The organism is Chlorobaculum thiosulfatiphilum, from assembly GCF_006265165.1.
Lineage (GTDB): Bacteria > Bacteroidota > Chlorobiia > Chlorobiales > Chlorobiaceae > Chlorobaculum > Chlorobaculum thiosulfatiphilum.
Genome location: NZ_VDCH01000014.1, coordinates 47,179 through 59,364, shown reverse-complemented (window position 1 = coordinate 59,364; position 12,186 = coordinate 47,179). Strand labels below are relative to the sequence as shown.

Genomic DNA, 12,186 nt, shown 5'->3' with positions numbered 1-12,186 from the left:
GGCATGCCCTGACTATTGCGCCGCCCCCTTGCAATGCTGTTTTACAAAATCAACCCTGCGCCGACTTGGGATGCGTACGGAAACACTCCCCTTGCAAGATCACGTTCCGGGAACGATGCTCATCAAAAAATCGTAGATTGAGCAACGCGGAATCAGGTTCACGAAATTGAACGGCGTCCTTGCCAAACCAGAGACAGGTAACGATGATCATTTCGAAAGAGGCCATCACCCTCATTCATACCGACACACACATCGCCGGAATTCCGGAAGCGGAGCTGTTCGGAGCCCTTACCGATGAGGAAAAAGAGAGAGCCGATCGTTTCCGCTTCGACAACGACCGGCAAAACTTCGTGCTCCGCAGGGGTCTCCTCCGGCAGCTTCTCGGCGAAACCCTTGGCATCGCCCCCTCCCGTATCCGCTTCTCCGCCACCGAATCCGGGAAGCCATCGGTCGCCTTCCCCGAGAATGCCGACATCTGCTTCAACCTCTCCCATTCCGGTCGCCAGATTGTCTATGCCTTTTCTAAACATTCAGTAATGGGCATCGACATCGAGAGAATACGGACGGTGGATGACCTCGACCTGCTGGCCCGGAAATACTTCTCCGCTGAAGAGTACGCGATCATCATAAACCTGCCAAGCTGGGAAAAGAACAAGGCCTTCATCCGGATATGGAGCATCAAGGAGTCGCTGATCAAGGCGTGCGGCTGCCCTCTCGAACACGGCCTGGCCGCATTCGACGTCGCCACGCAGTATCGCATGAACCGGTTCCTCGTACCATTCGGCCATGAACGGCCCATCACCTGCGTCACCCCGGTGTTCGACTACATCTGCGGCTTCGCCACCGCGCTGGCCATCCAGCTCGACAAAAACGAACCGCTGCACCTCCGCCGCTACTCGCTGCAAAACGGCGAGTACATCGAACTCTGACAAGCTCGCCTTCTTATTTTTCGACTCTCTCGAAATCACCGGCTAAAACCTTCACGCCAAGCCGCGCCATGTAATTAATATGGCTGTCTGGCAACGGCTGCCCCGAAATCACACCCGTCTGTCGAGAACTTTTCACTTGCTCGCGATAACTTTACACAGTATATTTACACTGTAAACTTAATCATCTATGGCACGACCGACAAAAAACAGGCAGTTGGCGAATCTGCCGGAATTCATCAAGGAGGCCGCCTGGCGGCAGATCACCGAATCGGGCGCTTCGTCGCTGTCGCTTCGCGGCATCGCCCGCGAGCTTGGCATCACTGCGCCGGCGATCTACAACTATTTCCCCGACCGCGACGCTCTCGTGACGGCGCTCATCATCGACGCCTTCAGCTCCTTCGGCGACCGGCAGCTCGCCGCGCGGGACGCCTTCGCCGAACCGGGCCGGGAGCTTGAACGGCTCCGCGCCACCGGCTTGGCCTACCGCGCCTGGGCGCTCGACCATCCGCACCGCTACCTGCTCATCTTCGGTAATCCGGTGCCGGGCTACCAGCCGCCCATGCAGGAGCTGACGCCGGTCATGATGCGCTCGCTCAGCGGCCTGACAAGCTGCATCGCCGAACTGCACACTCTCGGACGGATCGATCTGACCGGCATCCCGCGCCCGCAGCTCGCACCCGGCGACCGCTTTTGCGGCCTCCTCGAAACCGCCGACGGCGACATGCTCAACGTTTATGCTGTCGCCGTGCTCATCTGGAGCCGGGTGCACGGCCTTGTCTCGCTTGAGATCAGCGGAAAACTTCCGCCCTTCGCGGGCGACGGCGCGGCCCTCTTCGAGTTCGAACTCGACTCCATCGCCCGGCAATTCGTCCGCCCGCCAAAGGAGCTGCCATCACCTGGATCAAAAAACGGAGAAAACCTATGAAAGCGCTCATTTTAGACGGCTCGCCCGCGGGCGACTCCACCGGCGACAGAATTGCAGCAATCCTCGAAAAGCATCTCGCCGCGAAAGGCTACGAAGCGGAGCATGTCGCGCTGCGCGACAAAACGCTCGGCCACTGCCGGGGCTGCTTCCATTGCTGGCTGAAGACGCCCGGCGTCTGCATCATCGACGACGACAACCGCGAGTTGTCGCGCAAATTCATCCAGAGCGACCTGACGATCTTCCTGACGCCGGTCGCCTTCGGGGCCTATTCGCCGGAGCTGAAGCGGATGCTCGACCACTTCATCGCCAACATCTCGCCCTTCTTCACGACCATTGACGGCGAAACGCACCACAGGATGCGCTACGACCGCTACCCGGACGTCATGATCGCCGGATGGATCGACCAGCCCGACCAGATGCAGGAAGCGCTGTTCAACCACCTCGCCTGGCGCAACACGATCAATTTCAATGGGAAGCGCCGCGCCTGGGGCATCGTGGATCGACATGCCGATGACAGGGTGCTGAAGTCGCAGCTCGAAGCGCTGGCGCGTCAGCTCGACAACCCGGCGAGCCAGCGCCAGGCCACGCTCCCGCGCATCGCCGCCGAAGCCACCGCCACGCCGCCTCGAAAGGTCGCGCTCTTGGTCGGCAGCCCGCGCATGGCGAAAAGCTCATCGGCTGCGCTGGGCGGCTATCTGCTCGACCGGCTGGCGGGGCAGGGTTTGACGACCGAAACCCACCAGATATACCACGCCATTCATGACGAACGAAAACGCGACGCGATGCTCGAGGCCATCGACAACGCTGATCTCTGCATCCTCGCCTTTCCGCTCTACATCGACAGCATCCCCGCGCCGGTGCTCACGCTGATGCGGACGATTCACGAACGCCGCGCCGGATTGCCGCCGAAGGGCGCATTCGCCGCGATTGCCAACTGCGGCTTCATCGAATCGACGCAGAACGAAAGCGCCCTCGGCTCCTGCGCGGCGTTCGCGAAGGCCGCCGGACTGCGCTGGATGGGCAGCATCACCATCGGCGGTGGCGAAGGGCTGGTGCACGGCAGACCGCTGGCCGAACTTGGCGGGCCGGTGACGCCCTTCAAAAAAGCGCTCGACCGCGTCGCCGCGGCATTCGCCGCCGGAAAGCCCGTACCCGAAGAGGCCCGCCAGCAGCTCGCCAAGCCCTTCATTCCGGCATGGCTCTACCGCTTCGTCGGATCGAGGAACTGGAAAAAGCAGGCCCGGACAAATGGAGTAGCGCAACAGATCGATGCAAAACCATACCAGCGCGTGGCGGGATAAGAAGCGAAGCGTGAGGCGCTTGCGGGTTTCGCCCGCAGGCTCGGCATTACTTAATAATGCCTCGACGTAACGAAGCCACGCCGCAGGATATGCGGGATGTAATCGATAGGGGTTATCCGGAACAACCAGATTTTTTCAGGAACTGAACCTGCCATACCATCACAGGGTTAAGCGTTCACCGCCTTCTCGATAGCCGCGAAATCGAGTCCTTTGGGCATGACGAACAGACACGCGCCGCCGCTTCGTTTCGCCCACAGCTCTCCGAGGTCGCGTTTCTCGGTTGAATCGTCATCGCTCCAAGCCTTTTCCGATTTGTACTCCACCACGAGATAGCGGCCATCCTTGAGTTTGCAGACGAAATCGGGGTAGAATTTGTCCGTGGCGGTCTGCAACCAGAAGGAGTGCAACGGTCGGCGTTCGATGTTCCGCGCCCAGAACTCCACCTCCGCCATCCGGTCGAGAAACACCGCGCACCGCTCCTCCTCGCCGTTCATCGCGCCGATTTCGTGATAGTAGTGCTTGCTGAACAGGTGCGCTCCCTGATAGCGTGTATTGTAGGGATACTCGTGCGGTTTGAACACAAAACAGGCCTCCGGCGTCACGACGAGAGGCGTTGCGCACTCCGGCAGCAGGAATGTCTGGTACGACTGTAACCACTGGCGCTTGCGCAGGGCATCGATCTTTTCGGCGATTTTCTGCCGAAGCGTGTACTTGTCGCCGATCAGTTGGGCAAGCGTGAAGCCGCGCTGGTCGATGAGGTAGTGAATGACGCCGGTCAGATACGGCCCGCTCTCGGAGGGGAAAATATCCTGCCGATTCGGAAGATTCTTGTCGATCCAGTTAACCAGTTGCGCGACCGATTGCCGCCCCTCGTCAAGGAGCAGGCTCAATTGCTGGTGCAGCGTATCGACGAATCGCACCGACAACTGCCCGCGACTGGAAATGTCGATCTCGGCAAGCTTGCCGTCGAAGCGCTTTGCCGAATACTCATTTTCACTCAATTCCGGCAAGCATTTCGACAGCCGCAGCGGCACCTCATGAAAATGGGTCTCCTCGAACGGCTCGAACAGCTCGCCCTGCCGGATGGCGAGTACCGGCACCGCAAACGGCTCGAAGCGCTCCGCCGGAGTGGCCGCCTGCTTTTTGAGGTATCGCCGGGAGTTCCGGCAGATCGTCTCAACCCCGGCTTTGGCCTCGGAGGAGTCGAAACACTCCTGCAACGCCTTCATTTCGCGGTCATCCATCTCGCCGGTGAAGATGAGCGCTTTGGCTTCGGGATCGAACGACACTTTCTTGCGGACGATCTCAGGCAACAGCTCCAGCTTCGGAGCTTCGCCGACCACTTCGCGCGTCTCGAAGAAGAGATCGAAGCGCCCCTGTTCGTTCGTCGGCATACTCGCGATCAACTCCTTGGCCTCCTGGCGGTTGAAGCCGTTCTGCACGAGCGCGTCCTGCAACGCCCGCGCCGCATCGACGAAATCCGCCGAAGCCGAAAAAGCGTACGCCATGTTCAGATCGTCGCGCATCTTCCGCCTCGCCCCCGGCAGACGCATCACCCGGCCAAGAATCTGCTCGACCGCCGTCGATGAGCGCATTTCAGCCACGGAACTGAGCACATAGGCGAACGGGCAATCCCACCCCTCGCGCAACGCCTGCACCGTAATGATGTAGCGCACCACGCACTTGGGATCGGCAAGATCAATCCCGTCGATCTCCCGGTCTGCGCCGGTTGCGCGCCGTATCTCTTCTTCGGGAATATCGAAATCCTCGATCAGGCAACGCTCCACCACCTCGACCGTCAGCGTTTCGTGCGTCTGGCTTTTCGGCTGCGCCTGCACGAGCATGATCGGGCGGATATACTCGCCCGTAACCTGCCGCTCCAGCGCTGCCTCCTGTTCGAGGTGCTGCCTGAGCGCAATGGCGTCGGCGAGCAACTCCTTCCAGTTCGGACGGGTTTCGAGCCGTATCGGCATTTTTATCATATGGTCGGCCTTCAGCTCGGCGGCGGAAACCGAACAGAGCACGTTGCTCGCATTGTTTTCAGCGGCGGGCGTCGCCGTGAACTCGATGATACAGGAGGGGCTGAACCGCGCGAGCGTCTCGAACGAGAGCGACGTGCGGGCGTTGTGCGCCTCATCGACGATCACCACCGGATGGTGCATTTTGAGGAGATTGGCGAAGGACTGCACCGGCTGGCAGTTGTCGTAGCAGGCGAGCTGGCTCGCAAGCGCCGGATCGAGCGCGGTGAAGTGATCCATCAGCGCCCCCGACTGCTCATAGACCTTGCGCCCTTCGGTATCGTCCACCCGAAACGCCTGCATGGTCGAGACGATAATGGTCGCGTTCCCGGCAACCGTCGGGCGGCTGACGACCAGCGCCTCCTGAATCGAGAGCACTTCGACCGAGGGCAGCGCCGCTTCGAGCGCCTGCCGGTAGGGGTGCTTGCGATTCCTCAGCGCCTTGAGCGTCTGTTCCCTGATGACACTGGATGGCACGAGCCAGAGCACCACCGGGGCGTCGGTGTGCAGCAAATCCTTCGCCGCAGTGCCGACCGAGTGCGCCGCGACGATCGTTTTGCCGCCGCCGGTCGGAATGCGCAGGCAGACATAGGGCACGCCCGGCAGTTCCGTTACTTCCCGATACGGAATTCCGAAACCGAGCGACTGGCGCGTGACGCTGTAAAACGCCGTATCGACGTTCTCGTGTTGCTGGCAGGCTACGAAATAGTCGCTCAGCGTATCGAGCGAGCGCCGCTGGTAATCCTTGAGGGTCATCATGATTGCCTCACCTCGTAAGGAATCTGCCTGAACACGATGTTCTCGCTCGCGAGCCGCATCGGGCTGAGCAGGCATCCGTTGCCGTAAACGATTTTCAGCCCCTCGTGCGCGGGCAGCCGCGAAAGCACCTCCCGCGTCAGCACGTTGCCGCCATCATCCGAAGCATCGCCAAGAATGCCGTTGTAAAGCAGATAGACCGCCGTGCCGTTCGAGATGCCGACAAGCGGCGTTGTCAGTTCGGATTCAGCCGGAAGCGGCTGGCCGGTTGCGATAAAAAAGATGTGCTGCGCAAGCTCCCTGAACGAAACGTTCCGGTTGATAAACCCACCCGCATCGAACAACGCCTCCCCAAGCTCGCAATACCTGAACCCGCCGCCGAGTCCGCCAACGCTCTCCTTCTTTGCATTCAAATATCCCTCGCTCACTCGCCTGAGTCGCTCGGCGGTAATGTCACGGGCGATCTTCTCTTTCATTTCGACAAGAATGAAACGCCGTTTTTGACCATCTGCTTTGTTCAGCTTCATGATCGCATGGCCGGTGGTTCCAGAACCTGCAAATGAATCCAAAATAAGATCGTCGCCTGATGTCGTGAAACTCAGCAACTCTTCGATAAGTGCTGTCGGCTTCGGGAAATCGAACGGTCGCCTGTCATGGTGAAGAATCTCCTTGATTTCATTCGTTCCGACCCGACCATCGAGCGTGAAAAGGCTGGCAAGCTTGGCTCTATAATCCTTGACGTACACCTTCAGTTCGATCAGTTTGGTTTCGTTTTCGCCAAAGATAACTCGCCCTTCATCCAATAGCCTTTTCATGGTTTCAGGCGGAAAACGATAACCCATCAATGGCTGTTTACAAGGCATTCCCGTAACCGGATGAGGTACATCATAACGATAACCTTCCTTGCCGGGGTTGTGCACACTTTGACTACCGGTGTAAACACCTTCATCATCAATGTATTTGTATCGGTCAAACGGCCACAAATACTGCTTATTGTCCCGGAACCATTTCGAATAGGCTTCCTGCCGCTTTCTCTGGTCTGGATAGCGCGTGACGAAATCATTGCCGATTTCAAGCAACTTCTCTTTCACGGCCAGATTCTGGGACTTCCAGACCGAAGGAAGGTTGGCTTTGTTTTTGGCATAGCAGAAAATGTATTCGTGTTCGAGCGCAATATTCGTCGGGTTGTTGTCAGTCGCGTTGTCCCAGATGATCGTCCCGACCCGGTTCGAAATGCCGAAAATTTCGTCGAAAAGCAATCGCAGGTTGCCGAACTCCACCTCATCGATACTGGCAAAAATCACTCCGTCTTCCCTAAGAAACTGATGCAGCATGACAAGACGCGGATACATCATGCACAACCACTTGTCATGGCGCGACAGGTCTTCGGCTTCCGGCCCGACAACCCGGAAAAGCCAGTCCCTGATCTCAGGGCTGCTGACGTTGTCATTATAAATCCAGCCGCTTCGTTTCCCACTTTCATCCCGCTCGTCAACCCCCGTGTTATACGGCGGATCGATATAAATACACTTGACCTGACCGGCGTAATGCGGCAACAGGGCCTTCAGGGCGACCAGGTTGTCACCCTGAACAAGCAGGTTCCCGCTCTCCGGTTCGCCCGCCGACAGCTCCCCGTTGCACCGCAACAGGTGAAACGGAACCTCCATGTGATGGTTGACGACAGCCTTCTTGCCAATCCAGTCCAGTGACGGCATTCGAGTAACTCCGGGAAAAAACGTGATGAAGCAATTACGTTCCGCAATGTACGGCCTTCCGCGATCGAAAGAAAGGCGCTTCGCTCATGCTGCCATACCCGGAGAAACCGGTAGTGACAGCCTCCGAAGCGCCAAAGCCGACCCGCCTCAATCCTTCACGCACCGTACCGCGAAGCCGTTCTTCGGGCCGACTTCGCCGCCGCGCAGGGCGTTGTCGTAGAAGCCGAGCGCGCGGGCGAGGGCTTTGCCGTTGCTGGCGGGCGAGCTTGTCCAGAAGCGGGCGAACTGACCTCGCATGAGAAAGACGCCGTCGGCATCGCGCCGCGCTCCGGAGGGCAGGGCGTCGAAGCCGCTGCTTTTGGCGCTTTCGCTGGCCGGATCGCTCCATTTTCCGGGAGCTTTCAGAGCGCCGCCAGCCTCTTCTTCGCCGCCGAGAGCTTCGGCCAGCTCACGCCACTCCTTGTCGCTGGCCACGTGCCACCCTTCGGGGGCGATACCTCTCTGGTCGCTGACGGCGCGCCAGTTGTAGAGCATTCCGTAGGTTTTGCCGTTTTCGGCATCGTTGTCGTACGAGCATCGCGCCCCGGCGCTCTGCGCGGCCCACGAAGCGCCCGCCGTCACCTCCGGAATGGGGTCGCCATTCCGGTAACGGCTCACACTGAGGTTTTCGCTCATCCAGACGTGGTCACCGATTTTGACCGTTCCGTAGCTGTTGCCATCAATGTCGCTGACGGTTTTCGGCGCGTTGCCGTTGCAGCCAGCCATGAGCAGAGCGGCAAAAAGGAGCGGCTTCATGGCGCCGGTCATGCTGAAAATGCGTCGTTTGATCATCGTTGGACTCCATCGATTGAATGCGCGCTCCGCATATTTCCGGTTGCCGAATGGTTGACGCCGGAGCGCATGTTAACGGGGTTATCACACGCAATGTAGTGATCGCGAGAACTTTATGCCACCCCTGGCGCTGAGTTGCCGCAGTCTGCGCCCATTTTTTATTACATTTGCAAAACGAAGCGGTTACCATCCACTTGTCACGAACGATCATGAGCCGGAACCTGTTCAGCAAAACCACCGGGACACTGTCACTCATCGTCTTTGTCAGCGTTCTCGGAGCCTGCAATCAAAAGACGCCCGAACTGCCGCCCTCCGCGCCCAAGCCGGTTCCGGCGGCTGCCGATACCTCCAAGAATAGCGTCACGATCGAATCGGGCAGAGGCTCGGTCGAGATCATCGACGCGGCCAAACCTTGGCCGGATGACGTGCCCGCCGATGTACCGAGGTACTCTTTTGGCACGATCCGCAAGATCATCAAAACCGAAACGCCCGAAGGAAGCAGTTGGGACATGGCTATCGACCGCCTGCCGGAACACGCTCTCCGGGATTACGAAGTGGCGCTCAAGGCGAAGGGCTTCGAGACCACCTCGATGATCGTCGCCGAAAAGGAGGGCGACCGGGGCAGCGTGACCGGCCTCAAGGGACAGCTTACGGTGGTACTCATCGGCTCAGGCGGCAGCATGAGCCTGTCGATCATCCAGAAACCGTAGTTCAGCATTCATAAATGGATAACACCATGACACGTTACGAGCCAGAGTGCATTTTCTGCAAAATCGCCGCTGGGCATATTCCGGCCAGCCTGATCTACAAAAATGACCATGTGGCCGCGTTCCACGACCTCAATCCGGTCGCGCCCGTTCATGTGCTCATCATTCCGCTGGAGCACATTGCATCGCTGAGCGAGCTGAAGGATGGCGACTCGGAGATTGCCGCACAGATTCTGCTGGCCGCGCGAGTGGTGGCTGAAAAGACCGGGGTGCTCGAATCGGGCTACCGGCTGGTGTTCAACAATGGCGAGGACGCCTTGCAGAGCGTCGGGCACATCCACGCGCATCTGATCGGCGGCAAAACGATGGGCTGGCCTCCATTCGCGGGCCGCGAAGTAGCGCACGGCGAGGAGTAATCACGCAAGCCATTTTTCAGGAAATTGCATCCCGCAATCAAAACGGGAAAACTTTTCGTCCGCCCGCTTCGTTATTTGTATTTTGTCTATTTAAGACAACGCGGGACACATGGGTTTTTACAGGATTAAAAAAATATATGAAGTTATCTGAATTGAAAGCTGGAGAGCGCGCGGAGGTGACGGCGGTCGCGGCTGAACCGGCTATAAGAAGACGCCTGATGGACCTGGGACTCGTGAGAGGCACGGAGCTGGAGGTGCTCAGATTCGCCCCGCTTGGCGATCCCATAGAGATCAATTGCAAGGGATTGCTCCTGACGCTGAGGCGCAACGAGGCCGAAGGCATCGCCGTCAACAAACTCGAAGCCGCTGAGGCCACACAGAACGGATGGCCGGGGTTGCGCAGGCGCCATCGTTTCGGAAAACGCGCATGAGCCAGCACAAAACCATCACGGTCGCCCTGGCCGGAAATCCGAACGCGGGCAAATCCTCGCTCTTCAACGCGCTGACCGGCGCGCACCAGCGCGTGGGCAACTTCCCCGGCGTAACCATCGAAAAACACGAAGGTTATCTCGATTACAAGAACTACCGCATCACCGTGGTCGATCTGCCGGGAACCTATTCGCTGACGCCCTACTCGCCGGAAGAGATCGTCACCCGCCGCTTCATCATCGACGAAAAGCCCGACGTGGTGGTCAACGTCGTCGAGGGCACCAACCTCGAACGGAACCTGATGCTCACCGTGCAGCTCATGGAGATGGAGGTCGAGCTGCTCGTGGCGCTCAACATGATGGACGAGGTCGAGCAGAAGGGAATTTCCATCGACATCGGCCAGCTCGAAAAACTCTTCGGCAGCCACATCGTGCCGATCTCCGCGCGGAATCGCAAGGGACTCGACGACCTGCTCGACCATGTCGTCAGCATCAGCGAAGGGTGTATCGAGATACGCAAAAACAAGATGACCTTCAGCCCGGAGGTCGAGAAGGCGATCGACAAAATCGCGAGCCTGCTCTCGCACGAGCGGGAGCTCGACGTGGCGGCAAACCACCGCTGGCTCGCCATCAAGCTGCTCGAAAACGACCGCGAGGTTTACACCCAGGTGCAGAAGTATCCGGTGTGGGTCAAAATCGAGCTGGCGTTGCAGGAGGCGATTTCGGAGTGCGGCATTCTGCACAGCACCGATCCCGAAGCGCTCATCACCGAGGATCGTCACGCCTTCGTGCGCGGCGCGATGCAGGAGTGTGTGCGCCTGCCGAAGGCCGCCCGCGCCTCGGTGAGCGACTACATCGACGCGGTGGTGCTGAACCGGGTGCTCGGCCTGCCGGTCTTTTTCCTCGTCGTCTGGGCGATTTTTCAGCTCACCTTCACGCTCGGCAAGCCGCTGATGGAGGCGCTCGCTTACTCCTTCGGCCTGTTGTCGGAAACGGTCGCGCCGCATCTGCCCGCCGGAATGGTGCGCTCGATTTTCGTTGACGGCGTGATCTCCGGCGTGGGCAGCGTGGTGGTGTTCCTGCCGAACATCGTGCTGCTTTTCATGGGGCTGTCGTTCCTCGAAGCCTCCGGCTACATGGCGCGCGCGGCCTTCGTGATCGACAAGGTGATGCACCGCTTCGGGCTGCACGGCAAGTCGTTCATTCCAATGATCACCGGCTTCGGCTGCTCGATTCCGGCCATCATGGCCACGCGTACGCTGAAGAGCCGGTCGGATCGTCTGGCGACGATCATGACGATCCCCTTCATGAGCTGTGGCGCGAAGCTGCCGGTGTACGTGCTGCTCGCCGGGGCGTTCTTCCCGCCCGCGATGGCGGCGAACGTCATGTTCGGCATCTACCTGCTCGGCATTGTCATCGGCCTCTGGACGGCGTGGCTGCTCAAGTCCACCGTGCTCAAGAGCGACTCGGAGCCGTTCGTCATGGAGCTGCCGCCCTACCGCTGGCCGACGCTCACCTCGGTGGTGTTCCAGGCGCGGATGAAGGCCGTGATGTACCTCAAAAAGGCCGGAACGCTGATTCTCGGCGCGGTGATCCTGATCTGGGCGACGAGCAACTTCCCACGCAGCTCGGCGCTCGACGCGGAGCTGGCGACGGAGACCGCGCGGATCGAGGCATCGGCAGTCGCGCCGGAGCTGAAGGCGGAGCAAGTGCAGAAGCTCGAAGCGCGAATCGACGCGGGCCAGCTCGAATACTCGATTGCGGGACGAAGCGGCAAGCTGCTCGAACCGCTCATCCGCCCGCTCGGCTTCGACTGGCGCATCGGCATCGCGCTGGTGACGGGGCTTGCGGCCAAGGAGGTGGTGGTTTCGACGCTCGGCACGATTTTCTCCATCGGCCATGCCGCCGAACAGACGAGCCTTTCGGAGATTCTCCGAAGCGAACCGGGCTTCAGCAAAGCCACGGCGCTGAGCCTGATGGTCTTCGTGCTGCTCTACATCCCCTGCGTGGCTTCGGTGGGCGTGATGAAAAAAGAGGTCGGCGCGTGGAAGCCGGTGCTGCTCTACTCTGCGTATGTTCTTGCAGTGGCGTGGATCGCCTCGTTCATCACCTACCGGCTGGCGCTGCTGTGGATGTGAGGAGAGAGGTGCGGTCTCGACA

The 12,186-nt window shown here is 59.5% G+C and carries 10 protein-coding genes; 7 read left to right on the top strand and 3 right to left on the bottom strand.

Features of this window, described 5'->3' with window-relative positions; genetic code table 11:
* The first annotated feature begins 203 nt into the window (after positions 1 to 203).
* The 3 genes from FGF66_RS07780 (at position 204) to FGF66_RS07770 (ending at position 3,155) form a co-directional block, all read left to right on the top strand.
* Positions 204 to 929 carry a 4'-phosphopantetheinyl transferase family protein gene (locus tag FGF66_RS07780; RefSeq protein WP_139457089.1) on the top strand — a complete coding sequence of 242 codons (726 nt, stop codon included), beginning with the start codon at positions 204 to 206 and terminating at the stop codon, positions 927 to 929.
* 187 nt (positions 930 to 1,116) lie between these two features.
* Positions 1,117 to 1,854: a TetR/AcrR family transcriptional regulator gene (locus tag FGF66_RS07775; protein ID WP_139457088.1), complete on the top strand. Its 738-nt coding sequence runs from the start codon at positions 1,117 to 1,119 to the stop codon at positions 1,852 to 1,854.
* On the top strand, positions 1,851 to 3,155 hold the full coding sequence (locus FGF66_RS07770; RefSeq protein ID WP_139457087.1) for an NAD(P)H-dependent oxidoreductase: 1,305 nt from the start codon (positions 1,851 to 1,853) through the stop codon (positions 3,153 to 3,155). The genes FGF66_RS07775 and FGF66_RS07770 overlap by 4 nt, the downstream gene beginning before the upstream one ends.
* Before the next feature lie 167 nt (positions 3,156 to 3,322).
* On the opposite strand, the gene FGF66_RS07765 is transcribed toward FGF66_RS07770, so the two are convergent.
* From FGF66_RS07765 to FGF66_RS07755, 3 genes are all read right to left on the bottom strand, one after another.
* On the bottom strand, positions 3,323 to 5,932 hold the full coding sequence (locus tag FGF66_RS07765; protein ID WP_170181275.1) for a DEAD/DEAH box helicase: 2,610 nt from the start codon (positions 5,930 to 5,932) through the stop codon (positions 3,323 to 3,325).
* Positions 5,929 to 7,644, bottom strand: a complete 1,716-nt coding sequence (locus FGF66_RS07760; protein ID WP_139457085.1) for a site-specific DNA-methyltransferase — start codon at positions 7,642 to 7,644, stop codon at positions 5,929 to 5,931. The genes FGF66_RS07765 and FGF66_RS07760 overlap by 4 nt, the downstream gene beginning before the upstream one ends.
* Positions 7,645 to 7,791: 147 nt before the next feature.
* Positions 7,792 to 8,475 (bottom strand): fibrobacter succinogenes major paralogous domain-containing protein, encoded by a 684-nt coding sequence (locus tag FGF66_RS07755; protein ID WP_139457084.1) that lies wholly within the window; start codon positions 8,473 to 8,475, stop codon positions 7,792 to 7,794.
* A 209-nt stretch (positions 8,476 to 8,684) separates the two neighbouring features.
* Here FGF66_RS07755 and FGF66_RS07750 point away from each other — a divergent pair, with 209 nt between their 5' ends.
* The 4 genes from FGF66_RS07750 (at position 8,685) to feoB (ending at position 12,164) form a co-directional block, all read left to right on the top strand.
* Positions 8,685 to 9,185, top strand: a complete 501-nt coding sequence (locus tag FGF66_RS07750; RefSeq protein WP_170181274.1) for a hypothetical protein — start codon at positions 8,685 to 8,687, stop codon at positions 9,183 to 9,185.
* 26 nt (positions 9,186 to 9,211) lie between these two features.
* Positions 9,212 to 9,598, top strand: a complete 387-nt coding sequence (locus FGF66_RS07745) for a histidine triad nucleotide-binding protein (RefSeq protein ID WP_139457083.1) — start codon at positions 9,212 to 9,214, stop codon at positions 9,596 to 9,598.
* A gap of 137 nt (positions 9,599 to 9,735) precedes the next feature.
* Positions 9,736 to 10,029: a FeoA family protein gene (locus tag FGF66_RS07740; protein ID WP_139457082.1), complete on the top strand. Its 294-nt coding sequence runs from the start codon at positions 9,736 to 9,738 to the stop codon at positions 10,027 to 10,029.
* The gene (gene feoB, locus FGF66_RS07735) at positions 10,026 to 12,164 is read left to right on the top strand and encodes a ferrous iron transport protein B (protein WP_139457081.1); all 2,139 of its coding nucleotides are present in this window, start codon (positions 10,026 to 10,028) and stop codon (positions 12,162 to 12,164) included. The genes FGF66_RS07740 and feoB overlap by 4 nt, the downstream gene beginning before the upstream one ends.
* Positions 12,165 to 12,186: the final 22 nt, after the last annotated feature.

Bases quoted from the DNA above. Each gene is read 5' to 3' on its own strand.
- FGF66_RS07780 (WP_139457089.1), top strand. From the start codon at position 204: ATGATCATTTCGAAAGAGGCCATCACCCTCATTCATACCGACACACAC.
- FGF66_RS07775 (WP_139457088.1), top strand. From the start codon at position 1,117: ATGGCACGACCGACAAAAAACAGGCAGTTGGCGAATCTGCCGGAATTC.
- FGF66_RS07770 (WP_139457087.1), top strand. From the start codon at position 1,851: ATGAAAGCGCTCATTTTAGACGGCTCGCCCGCGGGCGACTCCACCGGC.
- FGF66_RS07765 (WP_170181275.1), bottom strand. From the start codon at position 5,932: ATGATGACCCTCAAGGATTACCAGCGGCGCTCGCTCGATACGCTGAGC.
- FGF66_RS07760 (WP_139457085.1), bottom strand. From the start codon at position 7,644: ATGCCGTCACTGGACTGGATTGGCAAGAAGGCTGTCGTCAACCATCAC.
- FGF66_RS07755 (WP_139457084.1), bottom strand. From the start codon at position 8,475: ATGATCAAACGACGCATTTTCAGCATGACCGGCGCCATGAAGCCGCTC.
- FGF66_RS07750 (WP_170181274.1), top strand. From the start codon at position 8,685: ATGAGCCGGAACCTGTTCAGCAAAACCACCGGGACACTGTCACTCATC.
- FGF66_RS07745 (WP_139457083.1), top strand. From the start codon at position 9,212: ATGACACGTTACGAGCCAGAGTGCATTTTCTGCAAAATCGCCGCTGGG.
- FGF66_RS07740 (WP_139457082.1), top strand. From the start codon at position 9,736: ATGAAGTTATCTGAATTGAAAGCTGGAGAGCGCGCGGAGGTGACGGCG.
- feoB (WP_139457081.1), top strand. From the start codon at position 10,026: ATGAGCCAGCACAAAACCATCACGGTCGCCCTGGCCGGAAATCCGAAC.